We start from the raw sequence: 21,165 nt of genomic DNA on the forward strand, positions 1-21,165 counted from the left end.
GGCCCCGGCAGCCAAGGACGTTCCGATGTAAAGAAACAGGTTTGCCACTCTCTGCTCAGGCGAGTACTCGACCTGAAATTCAACCGCTGCAGCCGATGCCATGAAATATCCGGCAGCTAATAGTAGCCCAACGAGAGCGCGGGATGTCAGTAGTGCCGCTAGGCACAGTATGCCGATCACACCACCGAACGCTGCATAGACAGTGGGAAGCCAGGGCCCCGAGTTAGGGTCCAGAGTTCCTTGTTCGAAAGATTCTATCGCCTCATAAGCGGTATTGCCCAGGCAGCTGATTCCGAATCCAAGAGACGCAAGCCTCACCAGACCGACGCGGTCGCTCATTCTTCTTCCTGCTTTCCAATCAAGATCGACATGCTCGTGGGCAGATCCGCCTCCAGCCCTGGCTCGGGAGAACAGACCTTTCGACGGTGATTTCACGTGCTCACTGCCCACAGGTCCGGTACATCGTTGTTCGCCGGCAAGCGAGCAGTCCCTCCCTCACTCCTCAGTCAACTTCCAGGCTTACCTGTTTCCATATAAATGGCATGCCCAAAATTTCATATGCCCCTCTTCCCTGCACTCTCGGATCCGAACAAATCATCCTGCTGCAGGGCGTCACAGATGAAAGATCAACAAGCTGCCGTTCAATCAGCATGAGAACCACGCAACATGACGATAAAAAATATCCAGCCGACGACTTCCAGCACCCCTGACGAAAAAAGCACCAAGAACATTCCTGTAAAGATTCCGACAACGCTGAAGAGGCTGTTGAAATCATCATGCCCTCGCAGCTTGCGCATCCTCTCCGCAATGAGGTCACACTCCTCCACCAGAAGTTGGTGTGCGGCGGAGCCTGCAGGAAGGTTTTTGATACTTTCTCCTCTTTTACTCAACTGCAACCGCAAATCTTCAATCCGACGCCTACGACGGTGCAACATGCACGCACCCTCCTCTCTGTGGCAATACTCCCGTGCGGTAGCGGGTTACGGGGGCGGGGCAGGGTGGTCCCATACCCCGACCCCGTAACTGGATCTTGTTGAGGTGTCCTGGCCGGGCGCGACCGGTGTGAGTGAACCGCAGGCAACATCTCACGGGTGCCAGCCAGGTCGTTGCTGAGACCCCACGCCGACGTACACGTGAACGGGATCTGGCGCTAACTTGCGATGGTGCTGGGCCGAGCTGGGCATCAACCAGATATGCAGTTCAGGGCATTGGGGGTGAGTGCTGCCGCATCTACGGGATGTGGTTGTGGAGATGGCCGAGCGGTGGGCCACTACGCTCGACACCCGGGTCCGCTGTGTTGCGTCGCCGATGGTGCAGGACAGCATGCCGCCGGATGCAGGGCCGCTATATACGAAGGCTGGCGGATACGCCTGTCCGCGGTGTCCGCGGTCATGATCGAGGTGCTGGTGCGCCGATTCGAGTACAGGGCGGCTGACTGCCCAGCGGTGACGTTCGCCGAGCAGATCATCAGGCTGACCGGCCCACACGCCAGATACCAGCCACTACTCATGCCTCCGGGCACCTGAGGTGACCTCCGGGACGGGGCCGGATGACGAGGTGATGCCGCCGATGCTGCACGGCATGCCCCACTCCCGCAGTCGGCCGCGCCGTATCGTCGCCACCATGCTCAAGCTGGCTGCCGTGCAGCAGGGCAACTCCGCACCTATAACGGTCGATACACGGGTCAGCCGCGACCTGAACCTGGAATACTGCGCGGTCCACCGTTATGTCCGGAACCCCCGATGTCCGGCAGCTGCTGGTCAAGGTCACTCAGCAGCGCACGAAGCTCGCCGGGGTGTGGGGCGTGCGTGGTCACGGTTGCACTGCTGGTAGCAGGCAGACAGTTCGCGGTGATCGTCGTAGGGAGTCAGAGCGTTGACCCGACGCCCGGGCAGAGCGCAGGACAACCGCAGGGGTGTTCTGTCCAGCCATGCGATGACCTGCACGTTCATCCCGTGCCGCTTGTGTTTTCCGGGAGAGGTACAGCTCATCCACCTTGATGCAGTCCGTCGTGATCAGGGTGGCGTCGATGACGGCGAAGTCGCCTTCGCCCGGGCCCACCATGGTCTCGTGCAGATCCGGGACCCATGTGCCCAGAATCGCGACGGTCTCGTATATATCTGCCAGGCTGCCGCCTCGGAGACCCCGGAACCGGTGCTCGCATACGCGAATGTCTCGTTCTTCCGCAGATACGCCAGCGCGGGAAGAGCCTGCCTGAAACAGCCCAGCTGCTGCCACCTGATGCCCCATTCATATGCCTTCGAACGTAGGCCGACCGGAAGGTACACCCAGCCAGCTCATGCTGGACGCCGGGCATGGCAGAACGCGCAACCACCGAAGCCCCCGTCATTGGTCGTGATCAGTAAAATCACCACGGCCAACGATGAGGGGCTTTGCCATGTAACCCACCTGACCTGCTCTTTCGCCCTCGCGTGACAGGACGGAGGAGGTCCACTGAGCCTGCCAGTCCATGAACTTCACCCAAAGGGGAACAAAGGCGCTCAAAACCCCATGGTGATGAGCAATAGTGACATGTCTTCGGAGCTTCGTCAACGGAGGTGACGGCTGGTTAGGTTGCACCCGTTCTCGAGGCGGGGAGGCAGGGCTGGTGCACTCTCAGAGCAAGATCGATTACCTGAAGTCCACGGTCTCAACATGACTGGTAATGATCGACCTCGGCAGCGACATCCTCCCAACCCTCCGACGGGCGAGGTTGCCGCCAGCCGACGCGGTGGCACGGCTGTGCGCGAGAGACACAGACCGGCCAAAGACGCGAGCCGCCGAGTTCGGGTGCACCAGACGGCGACTTCTTTCCGTCCTTGCTCTGAGGGGCGTGCCGGCGTGACAGAACCCTTCGCCGTTGGGTCCGTGATTTCACTCATCACACCAGCAACTGGGAGGCTGCGGATTCTGCATGACCTCGCATCGCGAGGTCCAGCGCCTCCGGGACCGCTCCATCTCACACCTCCAGACGGGACCGGGTGATACCTCCATTCGATGGCACACGTATCGCGGTCCAGTTGCCAGAACGCTGATGGGCATGCAGGGTGGATTCATCTGAGCCCGTCTGCAGAGCAAGGGGAATTCAGTGATCATCGAATATTTCCGGATACTGACTTCCCTTATGCAGCACACCGCGCCCTCGCCGGATGTTCCCTGTGGAGCTACTGTCAGCCTGCGGGAATCCAGATACACAAGGCCAGGCAGTTTTCCCGTTGCGGGGATGAACTTCTGTCGTCCGAGTGTGTTTGATACTCAGACTCAAGATCCTTCCAGAGGCAGGGCTGGGGAATGCGGGGAAGCCGAACGGAGTCTCAGCAGACATCTGCCGCCGGACAGATGTCGCCCGGGTGCGCAGGCCCGGCTTCTTCTCGACCCAGCTGCTTCTCACTCACTTCGCGAGCACAGGGCAGTACGGGCTCAGTTCGCGGCCGCATGCTTGCAATCATTACAGGGACCGGCTCCTCGGGGCTGGCCCCTCCGTAGAAAATCGTCTGGAGTTTCCCCCCAACTCTCCAAGTCACAGGTCAGGAACACCTCATGATCTCCCCTCGTACTCTTCCTCCTGCTCTGCGCGGAGGCGCCTGTTCCACAATGCTGATCGCGGTTTGTGCCACTCTGCTGGTCGCGTGCAGTACCGGGGCGCAGGGGCAGCTTTCGGGTTCCAGGAGTGCGCACCCCAGTCCGCGTATCGTTTTCCACCCAGCGAACGGAGCTCGAGGAGTGGCTCCAGATGAGCCGATTACCGTGCAGGTCGAGCATGGATCTCTCAAATCGATCGCTCTTACAGGTCCCGAAGGCCAGCGTGTGCCGGGGCGGGCAGGAGACGGATGGTTCATCCCGGGACAGAGACTCGCGACGAACACCTCCTACCAGGTGACCGCCAGAGTGGGAACCGATGCCGGCAAGGAAATCAACCAGCGCATTACCTTCACCACGTTTGACCCGGACAGCATCAGGGGCTTCGATGAGGACATCGCCTCTTTTGATCTCGTGCCCGCACCCGGCTCCGCCGTCGGCGTCGGTCAGCCCATCTCCCTCGTCTTCGACCGCCCAGTCAAGAACAAAGCCGACATTGAGCGACGGCTCAAAGTGATCACCCACCCGAGAACTGAGGGGTCTTGGGGATGGGTTGAAGAAGTCACCGGACGGGACCGTATCGACTGGCGGCCCAAGAACTACTGGAGACCCGGGACCGAGGTCATCCTGACCACTGACCTTCACAATGCCCCGCCTGCCGAGGATGACTGCTCACCCCGCCCGTCCTCCACCCACTTCGTCATCGGACGGAGCCAGATCGCCCGGGTAGATCTCGCCGCCCACACCCTGACGCTCATCCGTGACGGCAGGCCGGTCAGGATACTCCCGGTGACCGGTGGGACTGCCGAGCACGCTACCTGGAGCGGCATACTCACGCTGATCTCGAAGGAAGGCACGGTACGTATGAACTCCCAGAGCGTCGGCATGGACGACGCCTACGACCTGACTGTGCAGTATGCGATGCGGCTGACGTTTTCAGGCACCTATGCCCATCAGGCCGAGTGGGCCGAGTCCACCATCGGAACAGCCAACACCAGTCACGGCTGTCTCGGGATGAGGTCCGTCGATGCCGCCTGGTTCTACGACCAAGCACAAACGGGAGACGTATTTGAGGTGTCCGGTGGCAAACAGACCGTGACACCTGGCAACGGGTACGGGGACTGGAACCAGTCGTGGGCTGCCTGGCAACAGCGGTCCGCCCTCCACTGACACCACGCCGGACATCCCCGCAAGCCCGCCTCCCCACGTGAGCGCACGGGCCGCATACCTCCAGCCCCCGTCATGACGGTGGCCAATACCAGGACTGGACACATCAGGCAGCCACAGGCACCGGGCATCCCGAGCGCCACAGCCTGGCGAAGAGCCGGGGTACCGGCGCAGCCCGAGCTTGGTTGCCTGCTACGCGGCCCTGCGCATTGTTCGGCTGCGCACAGCAAGCAGCATCGGCACCTCCGCCTGGTATTACCCGTCCAGCAGCTACACGCCCAAACCTAGAGAAGATCGGATCGGCAAACCTGAGAGAAGGAGCCAAGTCCATGAACGTTCTCCGGAGAGTCGACGGCACGCTCCGTCGGGAAGCTGCGGCGGTCTGCAGGTGGGCGGCACCATCTACGGGGAGAGGCCGCTGCCAACGCCATGGGCGCAGCGCCTCGTTGGCGGGTGGTGAAGTGCGCCGCTGTGGGAAGGGCCAACGGGCACCGGCACGTCAGAAAGTGCCTCAGAGCCTCCCGCAAAGTGGGAGAATGAGTCGGCTGACTGAGTCGCCGCGGCATACGGTATCGCGCCCCCGAAATTCCAAGCGCTCCTGCTGGGGCGTGGCCTTTCGAACCTTGGTGCTGGTGCTTGTGGTCGGCATCGTGTTCGGGGCTGCTCCGCCCGAAGCCCACGCCACGCCCATGGGTCTCAGGGCCTTGCATGTTGCTGCCTCGAAGAAGGGGGCTCTGTACAGGTACGGGGCTGATGGTCCGTATCATTTCGACTGCTCGGGGCTGGTGCGCTATGCGTTCAGGAGGGTGGGCAAGCGGCTCCCCCGTACGGCGGCCGGCCAGTATGGCCGCGCTCTCCATATTCCCGCCGCCGCACGCCAGGCGGGCGATCTAGTCTTTTTTCACTCCGGCCGGGCCGTCTATCACGTGGGTATCTATGCCGGGAAGAGTCGGGTCTGGCACTCCCCCAGGCCTGGTGGGAGAGTGAGGCTCGAGAGAATCTGGACCACTCAAGTGTGGTATGGACGTATACGTTGAATTTGCTACCAGGCCTTCCGTGCCCTCGTTGTCATAAGCCTCTCAGGTGTACAGCCTGCGGTGTGGCGGTGACGGTGTGTTGGCTGGGGTGTGACATACGGGGCAGACCTCTGGTCGGCGAGTAGCCGAGCTGCTGCGCCTGCGGAGGTGCCCTGTGTTCTCCTGTGCTGCTGACGGCCTCGTGCCGCGCACGGAGCTGCCCAGTTCCTTGTTCTTCTGCTTGCTCGCGTCACTGCTCTACTGGTTCTTCGCCAGCGTGCTGTTGGTGACTGCTTTCCTCCCGCCGTTGAATCTGGTCCGCCCAGGGAGCGGGGAACGCTTCGGGATTTCGGGGGCCGGTGTGCCGTGGTCTGGGGGTGGATGGACTGGGTCCCGTAAGGCGAACGTGCATACGCTGACACCAGGCCCATCTGGTCGCGCTGGTCGAGTGCGGGACGCGGGCACTGCTAGTGGATCGTCGCTGCTTACCGGTAGTTGTGCCGTGTCTGACAGACTGGCGTCTGGCGAGTTCCAACCCACTTGCCATACAGGACTGTTGTCATGGGTTCGCAGAAGAAGCGGCCAGTCAGGTTGGCTACGCAAGATCGTGAGGAATTGATCCGGCTGACCAGGACGGGTGTCCGCGCGGCTTCGATGATCATGCGTGCGCGGGTGCTGCTCGCGCTGGACACCTCGGTGGGTGAGGTGGACTCCAAGGGGGCGATCGCGGCCCGGCTCGGTGTTTCCGGTGAGACACTGCGGCTGGTCGCCAGGCGTTTCGCCGAGGCCGGCGGGGATGTTCACGCCACGATCGCGCGGAAGAAGCGCGACCTGCCGCCGGTGCCCTCGCCGGTGACCGGCGAGGTCGAAGCCCGGCTGATCGCGATGGCGTGCTCACAGCCGCCCCAAGGCTATACGCGATGGTCACTGCGACTGCTGGAGAAGCACGTCGCGATGGTCGAGGACATCCCCGACCTGGACCACTCCACCATCGGGCGGATCCTAAAAAACGGAACTGCGCCCTCACCTGAAAAAGTGCTGGACCATCCCGCCACGGGCGAACGCACAGTTCGCAGCACGGATGGAAGACGTCCCTGCCGTCTACGCCCGCTCCTACGACCCGGCACGACCGGTGGTGTGCATGGACGAGAAGCCCTGCCAACTCCTCGGCCACGTCCGCGAACCACTCCCCGCCCGCCCCGGGAACGACACCTGCCAGGACAATGAATACATCCGCTGCGGCACCTGCTCCATCTTCGTCTGGACCGAACCCCTGCGCGGGTGGCGCCGCACCCAGGCACTCTCCCGACGGACCCGCATGGACTGGGCCGGCCAGGTCAGGCAGCTGCTGAACGTGGACTACCCCGACGCACAGACCGTGGTGCTGGTGATGGACAACCTCAACACCCACAACATCGCCTCACTGTATGAGGCATTCGAACCGCAGGAAGCCTTCACCCTGGCCCAACGCCTCGAGATCCACCACACACCCAAACACGGCTCATGGCTCAACATCGCCGAGATCGAACTCTCCGCACTCACCCGGCAATGCCTCGACCGCCGCATCGACGACCTCAACACACTCAACACCGAACTCACAGCCTGGCAGAACGCCACCAACACCGACCAACGCCAGGTGAATTGGCAGTTCACCACCCACGATGCACGCACCAAACTGCGCCACCTATACCCCAAGCATTAGCCACGACGATCCGCTGGCTCCCGGATCCGCTTGCGTGCGGCGGCGAGCTCGGCCTCCAGCGGGGACTGCGGCGTCGGGGCCGTCTCGCCCCGGCCTCCGGGCCGACCCGCGCCAGCCTCCCGGGTCCAGTTCCGCAGCGTCTCCGGATTGATCCCCAAATCGGCGGCGACCTGCTTGATCGTCGCCCCGGGACGGGATTGGAAAAGGGCGACCGCGTCCTGCTTGGACTCGGCCGGATAGTGCTTCATGACCACGGCATGTCCGTTCTCAGACTCTCAAGATCTATATGCCTCAGGTGTCCAAGATCCGGGGTCATGGCTCAAGGCCGGGTAGTTAACGTTTCCGCAGGTCATGCAAGCCCGTTGAAGTGTTTCCGACGCAGAACAACGGAGCTCGTTGGTACAGGCAGTCGACCAAGACAGCTTGTTCCCGAGGAGCTCCGTTGCCGTCTCATCATGTCCTGCCTGCTCCGGTGATGGCCATCACCCGTACGGTCACTGTGGCCGCGGGGAGGTTCGCGCCCGGTCACCTGGGCGAACTGACGGCCGTCGTGCCGTTCGAGTTGGTCGACGCGGTCCTGTCGGAGACACGGACAGTGCAGCGGCGGCTGCGTGACCTCCCTTCCCGGGTCGGGGTCTACTTCCTGCTCGCGATGTGCCTCTTTCCCGAGGTCGGCTACCGACTGGTCTGGGACAAGCTGACCGCCGGGCTGGCCGGGATGCCGGTTGTCGCTCCGACACCGAAGGCCCTGCGCGATCTGCGCCGCAGGCTGGGAACCGCGCCGGTGAGGGCGTTGTTCGAGGTGCTGGCGGGACCGCTGGCCCGACCAGCGACACCCGGGGTGCGGTTCGGCCCGTACCGGACGGTGTCGTTCGACGGCTGTAGTTCACAGAAGGTCGCAGACTCCGAGCGGAACCGGGTCTGGCTGGGTCGGACGTCTCATCACGGCTATCCGACGGTGGAGTTGATGACGCTGGTCGAGACAGGGACGCGGGCCTTGCTCGGCGCGGTGTTCGGACCGCCTGCCGGCGGCGAGACCGGTTATGCCTCCCGGCTGCTGCATCTGCTGCGGCCCGACATGCTGGTCCTGTGGGACAAGGGCTTCGACGGCAACAGCTTCCTCGCCGCCGTGACCTCGACCGGTGCCCAGGTGCTGGGCCGGCTCCGCGCCAACCGCCGTACTCCGGTCCTGACGCCTCTTGCCGACGGCTCGTACCTGTCGATGATCGGTGCCGAGAAGGTGCGTGTCATCGACGTGAACATCACGGTGACCTGCGCGGACGGCACCGTTTTCACCGGGTCCTACCGGCTGGTCACGACCCTGACCGACGCCCGCCGCTACCCGGCGTCCACGCTGGCGGGCCTTTATCACCAGCGATGGGAGCACGAATCTGCGTACTACGCGCTCCGCCACACGATCACGAGCGGGCGCGTCCTGCGCTCGGGCGACCCGGTCGGCGTCGAGCAGGAGATGTGGGCCCTCCTCACGCTCTACCAGGCCCTGCGAACCGTGATGGTCGAGGCCGCGGAGTCCCTGCCCGGCACCGACCCGGATCGCTGCTGCTTCACCGTCGCCGTTCAGACCGCTCGTGACCAGGTCGTCCAGGCTGCTGGCATCGTCACCACCGACTACTCCGCCGCCACTCGCACCGGACTGATCGGGCACCGGATCCTGGCCCGCCTCCTCCCACCCCGGCGGCAGCGGGTCAGCACGCGCAAGGTCAAGTCGCCGATGTCCCGTTACAGCACGCGGCACGACGACGGCAGGCCCGACACCAGCCGCACCATCACTCACCTCACCATCAGCGTCATCCGGCCCTCCGAACCGCACCCCCAGCTCCCCGCAGTCTCCCGCGACGACCGAAATGCCGTCCCCGCCGAGCGCCGCCGTCACCGGATCCTGACACTGCTCGAAGAAGACCCCACCCGCCTCTGGCGCCCCCGCGACATCGCCTCCCATTTCGGCGACATCACCATGGAGACCATGTACCGGCAGCTCTCCAGATGGGCCGACAGCGGCCTCATCCACAAACTCGGCCCCGGCCTCTACGCCGCCACAGCATGGACACCAACTCCCCTTGCATGACCTGCGGAAACGTTAACTACCCGGCCTTGGGTCATGGCTCCTTCCCAGGTCCTCGCCGCCGCTGAACGCGGTGGCACGATCACCGGTCATCAAGAATGGGCGTCCTGTCGCCCGCTTCGTCCCCATTGAGGCGCACGAGGTCCCGCCCTACCCGACCGACCCCATGGGTGACATCGACCTGCCCCGGCTTGATCTTCCCGATCTCACCAACGACGAGATCGAGGACACACTCCGGGGAATGGGTTTGTGAGCCGGGTCGTCATCGCCGACACCAACGCCCTGTACCGGCTGCTGGACCAGAAGATCACCGGACACGAGGCCCACAGGAGAGCCTTGGCCGCGATCAGCCATCTTGTCATCTCCCCGCTGGTCCTGGCCGAGCTGGGCTGCCTCATCACGAGCAAGAAAGGGCTCATACACGGCGATCGCGGCCGCACGGTTCATCGAGACGAACACCGCCACCCGGCGGTTCGAAGTACCGCCGGTCGGGCCTCACCTGAGCGCAGCGATCGCCGTGGCACAGGGATACGCGGACGCTGACGGAGGCGGAGGTATCGGTCTGGCCGACGCCATGAACGTGGCCCTGGCTGCTGTGTACGGAACCGACCTCATGTTCACCACGGACCGGCACTTTCGCATGGTGCGCCCCTTGACCGGCCACCAGGCATTCCGGCTTCTGCCCGACGACCTGTAACGGAGGAAAGCCGGGTGTAGGGGGCGTGTACGGATGTTGGCTCTTCCAGACATGCCCGCAGCGTCATTCTCTGGTGTCAGTGTTGCTGACCGCGGCCTGCACGGTCCTGGGCGCCGTCCAAGTGGCAGTGCCGACTGGCGCGGCACCTGAAGCGTGGAAACATGAATCGTGTACGTGTGGGTGCACTGTGCGTGCCCGGCGGTTGGGTCATGTCCTGTGTGTGAGGCCATGCTTGCCGTCTTGCTCCATTCCAATACGCTCGGGCAGAAGACTGGCCAGGAGTCCGGCATGAGCATCGTGTCGGCAAGGCTTGCTCTGCCGGGGCGTGAAGGGATCTGGCGTTGTGCTGCTCGGCAGGGAGACCGTACGCGATGTCGGAGCCCGGGGCCGGAGACCGGCTCCGAAGGAACTGCAGCAGCATGCCCAAGCCAGCTCTTCGAGCTTCTCAAGGTGAGGTTTCATTCTGGGCTGCGCAGGCTGGTACACGGCAGGGGCGGTCCGGTGAGCAGGGTGGTTCAAGGGCAGTCCAGCGGTTGCTGCTGGTCAAGCGCTGCCGGGAAGGTCGAGCGGGAGGCTGTGCGGGGTGTAGTTCATGGCGAACAGGCCTTTGGCAGTGTTGCTGTATCCGGCTCGGCGGAGTGTGTCGCTGGCGAGGCTGAGCAGGATCGCCTTGCTCTCCGGTCCGCGGCCGTCCGCCTCGGATATCGCGCTGGCTGCGCTGGCCGCCCTGGTGGGAGTCAGTGAGGTATTCAGCGGGGTAGGCGATCGGGCGGTTTTCCGGTTCCCGACCATCCCGGCTGTGCTGACATCCGTCGCCCTTGGTGCGCTCCTGCTGGTACGCCGCCGTTTCCCCGTCACCGTGGCTGCGATTGTCGGGTTGATCGACTGCCTCGTCGTTGATGTACCGGCACTGGTCCTGGCCATGTACACGCTCGGCCGGTACTCCCGCACGCCCTGGACCTGGGTGGTCGGAGTGTCAGTAGTGGCACTGAACGCCTTCTCACCCGCCGGCACGCACACCCTGACCCTGCAGTTCCTCAGTTATGCGGCGGTCTTCGTCATCATGCCGGTCGTCGTGGGTGCGCACATCAGAACTCGGCACGAATTGATACAGGCGCTCTCCGACCGGGCGAACCGGATGGAGCGCGAGCAGATGCTGGCTGAGGAACGCGGGCGCAGCGAAGAGCGTAACCGCATCACCGGGGAAATGCATGATGTGGTTGCGCACCGGGTGACTCACATCGTGCTGCATGCGGGTTCGTTGCAGATGAACGTCGGCAAACGGGATCAGGAGTGGATTGCCGGACAGGCCGATCTCATCCGGACCACTGCCACCAGGGTCCTGGAGGAGTTGCATGACATCCTCAGAGTGCTGCGGCGCGGTCAGCCAGGGGTGGCCCAGCTAGCCCCGCCTCCGGGTATCGACGCCATTCCGCCTCTCATTGCTGAGACGCGGAAGGTGGGCCTGCAGGTCGAGGAGACCTGCAGCGGGGCACCACGCCCTCTGCCGCCGCAGCTCGAGCAGACCATCTATCGCATTGTCCGGGAATCATTGACGAACGCACTCAAATATGCACCGGATTCTTCGACCAGTGTGGGACTCTGCTATGCGCCCGGCCGTTTCGATGTTCATGTCTCCAATGGCCCTTCATCCGGAAAGTCTGTCTCCGGGGTGCCCAGTGGTGGCCAGGGGCTGGTCGGTCTTGCCGAGCGGGTCGAGCTGCTGGGCGGCAGGTTTCATTATGGTCCGTCGTCCGACGGCGGTTTTCGTGTGGAGGCTTCTCTCCCCACGCTTTCCGCACTGCCGAGAACCCATAGCCAGTCGCCCAGAGGGGAAGAAGAGGCATGATCAGGGTAGTTCTGGTCGACGACGACGCGATTATCCTTCAGGGGCTGCGCGGCATTCTGGAGGCTGCCGAGGACATTCAGGTCGTCGCTGAGGGGCGGGATGGCGTTGCGGGGGTCGAGCTGGCCCGGTCGATGCGTCCCGACGTCGTACTGACAGACATCAGGATGCCGCGCATGGACGGTCTCGCGGTGACCGCCGAGATTTCCGCTCTCCCTGACCCGCCGAAGGTCATTGTGCTGACCACGTTCGGTGAGGAGGACTATGTACGCACGGCGCTGCGCAACGGGGCCGTCGGGTTTTTGATCAAGGGGGCGGGGCCGGAGGAGCTGATCCAGGCGGTCCGGGTGGTGGCCGAGGGCAACGCGATGCTCTCTCCGCAGGTGACCATGGGACTCCTCGAGGATCTCAGAGGCACGAGGCCGGACGGCGTCACCGCTAAGGAACGGGCCCGGCTGGAGACTCTGACGGCCAGGGAACGTGAAGTTCTCGGCGCCGCAGCCCGGGGGCTTCCCAACCTGGAGATTGCCCAGATCCTGCACATGAGCGAGTCGACGGTGAAGACGCACTTCAGCCGGGTGCTCACCAAGCTGGAGGTCACCAACCGCGTGCAGGCCACGATCCTGGCTCGTGATGCCGGCATCGTGGGCTGAGCAGGGTCGGAGGCCTGCGGCGGCCACCGGGGTGTTACTGGAGGCCGCTTCGGTGCCGCACTTGGCGGGCACGGTTGCGGGCCAGCCGGTCTGCAGGAAAGGCTCAGCACCCGGCCAGCCGGGTGCTGAGCGCTCAGGTCCTGCAGTCGCTCCAGCGGCCGCGCCAGGGTCGGTCCCGGCTATCAGACGTCGGCGAGAGCCCGCTCGCGGGGGTTCTCGCCGTCCCCGCCTGGGTGCGTGTCCGCGCAGGCAGGGATCTGGCTGGTGATCGTCTCGCGCCCCCACCGCCTGAGAGCAGGCGGCACTCACCTGCAAGCACGGGTTCGGCTACCACCCGCTGCTGTGCTTCCTCGACAGCACCGGCGAGACCCTGGCCGGCCCGCTGCGACCGGGCAACGCCGCCGCCAACACCGTCGGCGATCACATCACCGTGCTGGACGCCGCGCTCGCCCAGATCCCCGACGCCCGCCGCCACGGCCCCGACAGCCTCATCCGTGCCGACAGCGCCGGATCCGCCAAAGCCTTCCCGGCCCATATCCGCGCTCTGCGCTCACGCGGGATCCGCACCATATTCTCCGCATTCTCCGTCAGGTGCTCCGTCACCGAGCCTCTCCGGCGCGCGATCCGCCAGCTCCCGGACTGCCTCTGGCACACCGCCCTCGAACAGGACGGGGCCCTGCGCGAAGGCGCCCAGGTCGCCGAGCTGACCGGCCTGGGCGACCTGCCCGGCCATTCCGAAGGCACCCGGATCATCGTCCGGCGCGAACACCCTCACCCCGGTGCCCAGCTGTCCCTGTCGGCCTGGACGCGGGCATGCGCCATCAGGCCTTCCTCGTCGAGGAGCGCGCATCCGCTGCGGCAAGACCACCGGATTCGGCCGCTTTCCCTCCCACCGGTTCCAGATCAACGCAGCCTGGCTGGAGCTGGGCCTTGTTGGGACCGGCCTGCTCGCCCGGGCCCGCGTCCTGCTGCTGGACGGCGAACTGGCCACCGCCGAACCGAAGAAACTGCCCTACCGGCTGCTACATATCGTCGCCCGCATCACCCACGGCGGACAACGCCGAACCTGCAGATCCCCGCGGCCTGGCCCTGGGGAAACGAACTCGTCAGGGCCTTCGGCCAACTCGCCATGCTGCCCCGCCCGGAGAGCTGACACTGCTGCCCCTGCCCGCTCATAACCGGGAAGGACCAGGAGAACCCGGCCACCGCGTCAGTACCCGGCGTGCCCGCAGATAGGCAACAGGCCGAACAGTAATCGATCACAATTAACCACTCCGGCCGGAGCCTAACCAAAACGGCGAGGCTAGAGCATCAGCATGGCTTCAGGAGGACGCTGATGCTGCGGGGGTCCGAGATACGCGAGTCGCTGCCTGACGGTCGCCCCCACGAGCCCATCGGGGCCCCAGGCTGAAGAGCTGAGAAGTCAGACATCTCGCTCGACAGGCCGGGGTCCCTACCGGGTTCACCACCGTCTCGAGTCATCCCGGTCGGTCGCCGTTCCAGGAAAGCTGAGTGGGACGGTGCTCCGCCTGTGCCGTCGCCCGCTACTGGTCCCCGATGGACTGCAGTGTGTTCAGCTGGGCCGCACGGCGGGCTGGCCAGGCCGCTGCCAGGATGCCGACAGCCAGTGAGAGCAGCAGGAACAGGCCAACGCTGCGCCATGGGATGGACATTTCGTAGCCGGGGAACGCGCCGTGGAGCATTTGTCCGCTCGTCCAGCTGAGGAAGAGGCCCAGCCCGATACCGGTCATCGCGCCGAACAAGGAGATGACCAGGGATTCCAGGCGGATCATCTGTTTGATGCCGGTACGTTCCATGCCGATCGCACGCAGCATCCCGATCTCGCGGGTGCGCTCGAAGACCGACATGGCCAGGGTATTGACGACGCCGATCGCCGCGATGGCCACGGACATGCCCAGCAGGCCGTATAGCAGGTAGAGGATCGTGGTGATCGGTCCGGCGGCCTCCTTGCGCAGCTCGTTGTGGTCCTGGATCTTCAGTAGCGGGTTGTTGTCCAGGTGGCTGCGGATCTTGTCGCTCAGCCCGGCGGCTTTGCCGTCCTGGGCCTTCACCAGGATTTTGTTGGCCCTGTCCTCCCCGCGTGTATGGTCACTGATGACCTGGGGGACGGTGAAGGCGTCGGAGACGATGTCGTTGTTCTTGTAGACAGCGGAGACTTTGAGGCGCTCCTTGGAGCCGGTGTTGAAGTCCACCGGTACGGTGTCTCCCATTTTCCAGCCAAAGCGCTTCGCGGTCTTATCGGAGATCGCGAAGCTGCCGGCCTCGACGTCGTTGAGTGAGCCGGCGAGGAGGAGCAGGTCGGTGACATGGCGGAGTGCTGCCGGGTCGATGCCCTTCATGGTGGCGTGGTCATGGCCGATGGCGAAGCCAGTGCTCTGGACGGGGACGGCGGACTGGACCCCAGGCACCTGGGCAGCTTTCCTGGCGGTCTTCGAGGATAGGCCGCCGGAGGAGGAACTGGTGATCTGGTAGTCGGCGGTCAGGTCCTGGGTGCTCCGGAGTTCCATCAGCTGCTGCGAGCCGGTCATGGCGACCGTCACTGCCGTGATCAGGGTGAGGCCGACCATCAGCGCGGAGGCGGTCGCGGCGGTACGGCGCGGGTTGCGCAGCGCGTTCTCCTTGGCGAGCTTGCCGCTGACGCCGAAGAGGTGGGTGGTGACCTTGCCGGCCAGGGTCACCAGTGGCCGGGAGAGCAGTGGGGCAAGGATGATCATGCCGGTCACTGTCACTGCCGAGCCCAGCATGGCAGTGGATACGCCGCTTTCGTTCCGGAGCGTGGACACGTACAGCATGATTGCCACGCCGAGCATGGTGATGGCTGTGCCGATGGAGTTGCGGACCGTCAGGCCGCTTGGCGCAGGCGTCTGGTCGGCACTGTTGAGTGCCTCGATCGGTGCGATCTTCGCAGCCTTGCGGGAGGGCAGCCAGGCGGACAATACGGTTACCAGCACACCGACCGTAAGTGCGGAGAGTACCGCCGTCGGGCTGATGACCAGCGGGCCGTCCGGGAAACCCGGGCCGTTCGCGCCGAGCACGGCAAGCACGCCCCGGGCGATGCCCAGGCCGAGGAGGAAGCCGACGGCGGAAGAGGCGAGGCCGAGCAGGGCTGCCTCGGCCAGTACCGAGCGAACGACCTGTCGGCGGGAGGCGCCGAGCGTGCGCATCAGCGCGATCTCGCGGCGGCGCTGGGCGATGAGCATGGTGAAGGTGTTGGCGATGATGAAGACACTGACGAACTGCGCGATACCGGCGAAGACCAGCAGAGTCTTGCTCAGGGCTTTGTTGTCCTCGGCGATCATCTGGGACTGCTCGGCGGCAAGCTGAGTGCCACTGGTCGCCTTGGCGCGGTCCTTCGGAAGGATCTCCCCGACCTTGGAGGTCAGGGCCTGGTCGTTGCTGCCGGGCTCGGCTGCCACGAGGAATTCATCGAACTGGCCGGGGCTGAGGAACAGTTCCTGCGCGGTGGCGGTGTCGAAGAGGGCGAGGCTGCCGCCCGCTGTCACCCGGGGATCCTCGGTGCCGACGATGCCGACGAGCTTCTTGGTGATGACCGGGCCGTCGGTGGCGAAGCGGACGGTGCCGCCGATCTTGTGGCCGCCCGTCGCGGCGGTCTTGGCTTCCAGTGCGATCTCGTCGGACGCAGCCGGGCCACGGCCCTCCTTGACCGGGTAACGGCTGTCCTTGCCGTCCCGGCCAGGCTGGTAGTTGGCCGCGATGTGCCAGTCGTTGCCTATGGGCTGGTTGTCTTTGCCCACGACGGTAGCAGTGCCGTTGACGTTGGAGCGTACAGACTCAACGCCTGGCAGCGAGCGGATGCGGTCCGCCAGATTGCTGTCGAGGGCGGTGATGTTCTTGCCCTCATCGCTGCGTGAGGGCGCCTCGCCGGAAGGGACGGACGGCTGCACGGAGACGGCCACGTCCTTGAGGTTCTTGGCCGAGGCATTCTTGACGGCCGCGCCGACGGTGTCGCTGAAAACGAGGATGCCGGAGACGAAGGTGACGCCGAGCATGATGGCAAGCGCCGTCATCAGCAAGCGGGCTTTGTGCGCAAGGACGTTACGCAGGGTGGTACGGAGCATGATGGAGGTGTCAGTCCTGGAGTCCGGGTACGGCGGCGGGGGTGTCAGCTGGTACGGCCCTTGGCGTCGAAGCGCTTCATGCGGTCGAGGACGGCGTCGGCGGTGGGCCCGTGCAGCTCGTCGACGATGCGGCCGTCGGCGAGGAAGACGACACGGTCGGCGTAGGAGGCGGCGACGGGGTCGTGGGTGACCATGACGACGGTCTGGCCCAGCTCGCGGACGGAGTTGCGCAGGAAGCCGAGGACCTCGGCGCCGGAGCGGGAGTCGAGGTTTCCGGTGGGCTCGTCGGCGAACATGATCTCGGGCTTGCCGGCCAGGGCGCGGGCCACGGCCACGCGCTGCTGCTGGCCGCCGGAGAGCTGGTTCGGCCGGTGCTTCAGGCGCCCGGAGAGGCCGACGGTGTCGACGACCATGTCCAGCCACTTCTGGTCGGGCCTGCGGCCGGCGATGTCCATGGGGAGCGTGATGTTCTCCAGGGCGGTCAGGGTCGGCAGCAGGTTGAACGCCTGGAAGATGAAGCCGATCTTGTCGCGCCGGAGGCGGGTGAGCTTCTTGTCGCCCAGGTTGGTCAGCTCGGTGTCACCGATGCGGGCGGATCCGCGGGAGACGGTGTCGAGGCCGGCCATGCAGTGCATCAGCGTGGACTTGCCGGAGCCGGAGGGGCCCATGATCGCGGTGAACTCGGCCTGCCGGAACTCCACGGAGACCGAGTCCAGCGCGACCACCTGGGTCTCGCCGTGTCCGTAGACCTTGGTGAGATCCGTGGCGTGGGCAGAACAGACGGGCGGAACCTGGTGCAACACGGCAACTCCTGTACATACGCTGAAAGTACCCTCACATTTTTACTCAGCCATCCGGCTGCCAGCTCATCCAAATGACCCGAATCCACCCACCGGCCAAGGGTGTTGCAGGGCATCAGATGTCATCCTCTGGGACCATCCCCGTAACCCCACAGAATGACGTCACTCGCCCATCCGGCTGACGGCCTGTCAACGGGACCGCCGGGCGGGACCCGGCGTCGCCATGACGCGCACCCGCTGCCTTCATACTGGCCGCCGCCCTGCTGGTGTGGTGCCGACGGCACTGTCAAGCCGGCCGCTGCGGCACGTTGGCTGCTGAGGCTTGTGGAATGGTCTTCAGGTTGGCCATGCCAAGACGTGCCGCCTGTGGACAACGCAGCACTGTCGCGTGCAAGAGGCTGAGGTTCCCGGGGATTAGCACGTACAGAGTGCGGCCATGACCCCGGCGGATGTACCGGGTTGACGCTCTCACCCAGTTGTCTGTACTGCCCCCGTACAGTCTTTGCGGACCCGTGCGCCGCATGAGCACAGCGAAGCGCGGGGCAAAGGCAGTCTCAGGACGACCGGTGGACCCGGAAGCGGCACGGCAGCTGATGGTACGGAACAGCTGCAAACCGAAGACAGTGTTCATCAAGGCCAAGAGTGAACAGCCATACATCTGCACCCGTTACAGGGCGGGTATCGAGCCGGCCTACGACTGCATCCTCAGGATGGCAAAGAGGCACGGCGGCTCCCCGCACGGCTGCCGGGACTGCGCCGACTGTGAACGGGCCGAGACGTTCCGTCTGGACGAAGCCGGGGTTCGACGGCCCAGCCGTTCACTTGAGTCGATGCCTTTGCGGGCGATACGGACGTCAACGTGCTGGCTGTGCAGCCATTGCCACAGGTCAGGGAGGTCATAGGCTTTGTCGGCATGGAGTCGCTCAGGCTTGCAGCGGTCGCTGTGGAGTTCGTGTCCTATATGGAAATGGGTCACCATCGGCTTCAGCCCGAGGCTGTCGTGGACGTTGGCCGCGGAGACTCCGACGTGTAAAGGCAGTCCGCTCGCGTCAGACAGGATGTGCATCTTGGAACACGGCTTTGCCCGGTCCACGGGCGACGGACCCGCAAGCCCCGCAAACTCCGCGCCGACAAGACCTATGACAACATCGAACTGCGCCTGTGGGTCCGCGGGAAACGTAACCGCGGCCAACGGCATCAGGCAGACCCACGCACTCGCCGACAGCATCCCGCCCGCGGCCGGACGCACGGACGCACGCGCAGACGCCCCAGTGCCCTTGCGGCAAGGGGCTATGACAGCAGCCCCAGCCGCCGGGAACTGGGCAAGCACCGCATCCTGCCGGCCATCTCCCCACAGACGCCCCGGACACCGAGGACCTGGGCAAAATCCGGTACCCCGCCGAGCAGACCTTCCCGCTCCCGCACCAGTTCAAGCGCCGCGCCGTCCGCTGGGAACGACACCTCGACCTCCACGGCACCCCGTCTCCCTGGCCTGCGGCCTCATCTGCCGGAAACGCCTGACCAACCCCAAACCATGATCCCGATACGAGCTCCCGCCTAAGCAGAGTGCCAGTTTCCCAGGCCCCCCTTTCCTTCCTGCGCCTGACCAAAACTCAGCAAGGAAAGGGGGAAACTCATCATCAGCTACCAGGCAACGCAGGGAAGCCCCTGCCTCGCGGTAGCCTCGCCCAGACCGCAGACTGCCAAAAGGACGGCTTCCGGATCGGGCTCTGCCCGGTTGCGGAGATCGGCGGTGCACCCATCAGCACTTGGCTATGATCTTCCCGATGATCGCCCCAAAGATCATTCCGATCTCGCCGTCCTGGTATGTGCCGCGGGCGTCAGAGATGTTGCTGCCCAGCGACACACCCGACAGTGCCCTGTCATAGTCGTCGCACTTACTGCCCTTGTCGTAGGTCCCCTTGACCAGGGTTGCACCGTCGCCAACAACAAATCCCACCAGTGCTCGGTTCCCGCCGCCGAACTTGCTGGAGTCGACCTTATGCGACTTAAAATCTGAGCTTGCGGGGACCCCCCAGGTGTTCCCACCCTTGTCTATACCCGACACACCGTGCCTCATCGACTGCACAGTGTAGTTGTTCTTGCCGGAGAACGGGTTCTCCCAGCCGACATTGACGAGCCCGCCGCCGTCAAATTTGTACTGGACCCTGGCGCCGGTCCCCTTCAGGAAAGTCCCCTTGGTCCCGATGTTGGCGCTCTGGCCCGGCTTTATCTCCTTCGGAGGCTTGAGGCTCTTGGAGTAATAACCGTCGTACAGGTCTTCCCAGTCGAGACGCATGGTCTTGTCCGTGCCGTTGATGAGGACAACTTCAGTGAAATTGTCACCGCTGTGACCCGACCCGCCCTGCATCGCAACGGAAAGGTCCCACAGGGACTTTTGCTCGGCAGCGCTCGCCGGAGCTGCGGCGAGGGCGGTGACCGCAACAGCGCCCACCGCAACGGACAGCACGCTCTTCGTTATCGTCTTCACAAGACGCCTTCCTGATAAGAGAGTTGATACACGCGGCTTTGACTCCACTCCGCTCTCGCCACCCGAGAGGCCGCTAAAAAGATCATCGCAAATGCGCGGCACCCCTGTGCCGGACCAAGGTCCTCACCCTCCGGGACCAAAGTCCCGAACGCCAGCCCCCCCCTGAGCATGGAAGTTCATCAACTAGCCTTAATGTGCAATCTCTTGACACTGCATCAGCTCTTCCGCAGGCGGGCGACTGGAGGGGACCAGTGCCGTTGCACCAGCCGATAACTCTGCGGAACCGATGCAGGCCGGGAGCGGAGAGGATACCGGTGGACATATGCGGCCTTGACAGCCGAATTCACGGCTTCCTCGGCCGCGTCGTCCAGGACCAAGCCGACGTGCCCCGTGGGCTGCGACAGCACCCACCCGGCCGCAGACTCTCCCGACGAGCTTCGAGGTCCGCTCATTCAAGGTTTTCTCAGCAACCGATTACGTGGAAGAGAAGTCCGGCCTACATAGCCCCTAAAAGCATAAGAACCCCCTGGCAGGAGGAGACTTGAGCAGTCCCTCGCCCGAGGAGGCTTCACGTGCTGCTCAGTCGTACCGTGCTCAGCGCCCGAGCCCAGGCCCGGAATCCTCGCCAGCCTGCCCCGCGCGACCGGCACGCACCACCGTTCTCGCAGTTCCAGGCACATTGCGCCAAAGCGGTGCTGTTCCGCGGTACTTCTGTACCCACGCATGTGCACCTGGGACACCGGCACCTCACGAACTACCGGACACCGCTACCTGCACGGAGGCACCCAGATTCCCAGATCCGAGGCTCCCGGTCCCGCAGCGATCCTGGGAGGCTGCCAGCAACAGGGACTGCTGTTCACAGTCCTGGACCGCACCCTCATCTGCTGCAGCCCGGACCAAGTCTTGCCCGGCCTCTGCGAGGACGCCCACCGCGGCCTACCCGCCTTCACCAGCAACAGAACCTGGCTCCTGAATCCTGGACACGGGGATATGCAGCTCAGGCCAGCACAGTTGATGCTGTACCGAGTGCC

General features: G+C 64.5%; 13 protein-coding genes and 3 pseudogenes. 10 read left to right on the forward strand and 6 right to left on the reverse strand.

What is annotated here, in order from left to right:
- Nucleotides 1-641 precede the first annotated feature (641 nt).
- Nucleotides 642-935, reverse strand: coding sequence for a hypothetical protein (locus tag DXZ73_RS37770; protein ID WP_162889916.1), 294 nt, complete (start codon nt 933-935; stop codon nt 642-644).
- A gap of 2,659 nt (nt 936-3,594) precedes the next feature.
- Here DXZ73_RS37770 and DXZ73_RS00545 point away from each other — a divergent pair.
- The 4 genes and pseudogenes from DXZ73_RS00545 to DXZ73_RS38650 all read left to right on the forward strand — a co-directional run bounded on the left by DXZ73_RS00545 (nt 3,595) and on the right by DXZ73_RS38650 (nt 7,464).
- Nucleotides 3,595-4,749, forward strand: coding sequence for a L,D-transpeptidase (locus DXZ73_RS00545; protein ID WP_275898556.1), 1,155 nt, complete (start codon nt 3,595-3,597; stop codon nt 4,747-4,749).
- 533 nt (nt 4,750-5,282) lie between these two features.
- Nucleotides 5,283-5,783 carry a C40 family peptidase gene (locus tag DXZ73_RS00550; protein ID WP_116209107.1) on the forward strand — a complete coding sequence of 167 codons (501 nt, stop codon included), beginning with the start codon at nt 5,283-5,285 and terminating at the stop codon, nt 5,781-5,783.
- A gap of 639 nt (nt 5,784-6,422) precedes the next feature.
- Nucleotides 6,423-6,707 (forward strand): annotated as a pseudogene (locus DXZ73_RS40410) (helix-turn-helix domain-containing protein); the annotation flags it as partial.
- Nucleotides 6,708-6,807: 100 nt separating this feature from the next.
- Entirely contained in the window at nt 6,808-7,464 is a 657-nt protein-coding gene (locus tag DXZ73_RS38650) for an IS630 family transposase (RefSeq protein WP_240351672.1), read from the forward strand.
- On the opposite strand, the gene DXZ73_RS00560 is transcribed toward DXZ73_RS38650, so the two are convergent.
- Nucleotides 7,461-7,712 (reverse strand): transposase, encoded by a 252-nt coding sequence (locus DXZ73_RS00560; protein WP_162889918.1) that lies wholly within the window; start codon nt 7,710-7,712, stop codon nt 7,461-7,463. The two genes, DXZ73_RS38650 and DXZ73_RS00560, sit on opposite strands and share 4 nt — an antisense overlap.
- A gap of 194 nt (nt 7,713-7,906) precedes the next feature.
- On the opposite strand from DXZ73_RS00560, the gene DXZ73_RS00565 reads away from it, so the two are divergent.
- From DXZ73_RS00565 to DXZ73_RS40415, 6 genes and pseudogenes are all read left to right on the forward strand, one after another.
- Nucleotides 7,907-9,550, forward strand: coding sequence for an IS4 family transposase (locus tag DXZ73_RS00565; RefSeq protein WP_162889919.1), 1,644 nt, complete (start codon nt 7,907-7,909; stop codon nt 9,548-9,550).
- A gap of 70 nt (nt 9,551-9,620) precedes the next feature.
- On the forward strand, nt 9,621-9,800 hold the full coding sequence (locus DXZ73_RS00570; RefSeq protein ID WP_240351025.1) for a hypothetical protein: 180 nt from the start codon (nt 9,621-9,623) through the stop codon (nt 9,798-9,800).
- Nucleotides 9,797-10,090 (forward strand): PIN domain-containing protein, encoded by a 294-nt coding sequence (locus DXZ73_RS00575; RefSeq protein ID WP_425315802.1) that lies wholly within the window; start codon nt 9,797-9,799, stop codon nt 10,088-10,090. The genes DXZ73_RS00570 and DXZ73_RS00575 overlap by 4 nt, the downstream gene beginning before the upstream one ends.
- A gap of 746 nt (nt 10,091-10,836) precedes the next feature.
- Nucleotides 10,837-12,093: a sensor histidine kinase gene (locus tag DXZ73_RS00580; protein ID WP_116209111.1), complete on the forward strand. Its 1,257-nt coding sequence runs from the start codon at nt 10,837-10,839 to the stop codon at nt 12,091-12,093.
- The gene (locus DXZ73_RS00585) at nt 12,090-12,743 is read left to right on the forward strand and encodes a response regulator (RefSeq protein ID WP_116209112.1); all 654 of its coding nucleotides are present in this window, start codon (nt 12,090-12,092) and stop codon (nt 12,741-12,743) included. Before DXZ73_RS00580 ends, DXZ73_RS00585 begins: the two co-directional genes overlap by 4 nt.
- Before the next feature lie 325 nt (nt 12,744-13,068).
- A pseudogene (locus DXZ73_RS40415) lies at nt 13,069-13,896 on the forward strand (transposase); the annotation flags it as partial.
- A gap of 391 nt (nt 13,897-14,287) precedes the next feature.
- Here the strand turns inward: DXZ73_RS40415 and DXZ73_RS00595 are convergent.
- The 4 genes and pseudogenes from DXZ73_RS00595 to DXZ73_RS00615 all read right to left on the reverse strand — a co-directional run bounded on the left by DXZ73_RS00595 (nt 14,288) and on the right by DXZ73_RS00615 (nt 20,134).
- Nucleotides 14,288-16,843: an ABC transporter permease gene (locus DXZ73_RS00595; protein ID WP_116209114.1), complete on the reverse strand. Its 2,556-nt coding sequence runs from the start codon at nt 16,841-16,843 to the stop codon at nt 14,288-14,290.
- 44 nt (nt 16,844-16,887) lie between these two features.
- The gene (locus DXZ73_RS00600) at nt 16,888-17,646 is read right to left on the reverse strand and encodes an ABC transporter ATP-binding protein (RefSeq protein ID WP_116209115.1); all 759 of its coding nucleotides are present in this window, start codon (nt 17,644-17,646) and stop codon (nt 16,888-16,890) included.
- 799 nt (nt 17,647-18,445) lie between these two features.
- Nucleotides 18,446-18,748, reverse strand: a pseudogene (locus tag DXZ73_RS00605) (transposase); the annotation flags it as partial.
- Nucleotides 18,749-19,405: 657 nt separating this feature from the next.
- The gene (locus tag DXZ73_RS00615; RefSeq protein ID WP_116209117.1) at nt 19,406-20,134 is read right to left on the reverse strand and encodes a hypothetical protein; all 729 of its coding nucleotides are present in this window, start codon (nt 20,132-20,134) and stop codon (nt 19,406-19,408) included.
- Nucleotides 20,135-21,165: the final 1,031 nt, after the last annotated feature.

Source organism: Streptoverticillium olivoreticuli subsp. olivoreticuli (genome assembly GCF_003391135.1).
GTDB classification, from domain to species: domain Bacteria; phylum Actinomycetota; class Actinomycetes; order Streptomycetales; family Streptomycetaceae; genus Streptomyces; species Streptomyces blastmyceticus.

Coding starts and splice junctions, on each gene's coding strand:
- DXZ73_RS00545 (WP_275898556.1), top strand. CDS start 3,595: ATGCTGATCGCGGTTTGTGCCACTCTGCTGGTCGCGTGCAGTACCGGG.
- DXZ73_RS00585 (WP_116209112.1), top strand. CDS start 12,090: ATGATCAGGGTAGTTCTGGTCGACGACGACGCGATTATCCTTCAGGGG.
- DXZ73_RS00595 (WP_116209114.1), bottom strand. CDS start 16,843: ATGCTCCGTACCACCCTGCGTAACGTCCTTGCGCACAAAGCCCGCTTG.
- DXZ73_RS37770 (WP_162889916.1), bottom strand. CDS start 935: ATGTTGCACCGTCGTAGGCGTCGGATTGAAGATTTGCGGTTGCAGTTG.
- DXZ73_RS00550 (WP_116209107.1), top strand. CDS start 5,283: ATGAGTCGGCTGACTGAGTCGCCGCGGCATACGGTATCGCGCCCCCGA.
- DXZ73_RS00580 (WP_116209111.1), top strand. CDS start 10,837: ATGGCGAACAGGCCTTTGGCAGTGTTGCTGTATCCGGCTCGGCGGAGT.
- DXZ73_RS00560 (WP_162889918.1), bottom strand. CDS start 7,712: ATGAAGCACTATCCGGCCGAGTCCAAGCAGGACGCGGTCGCCCTTTTC.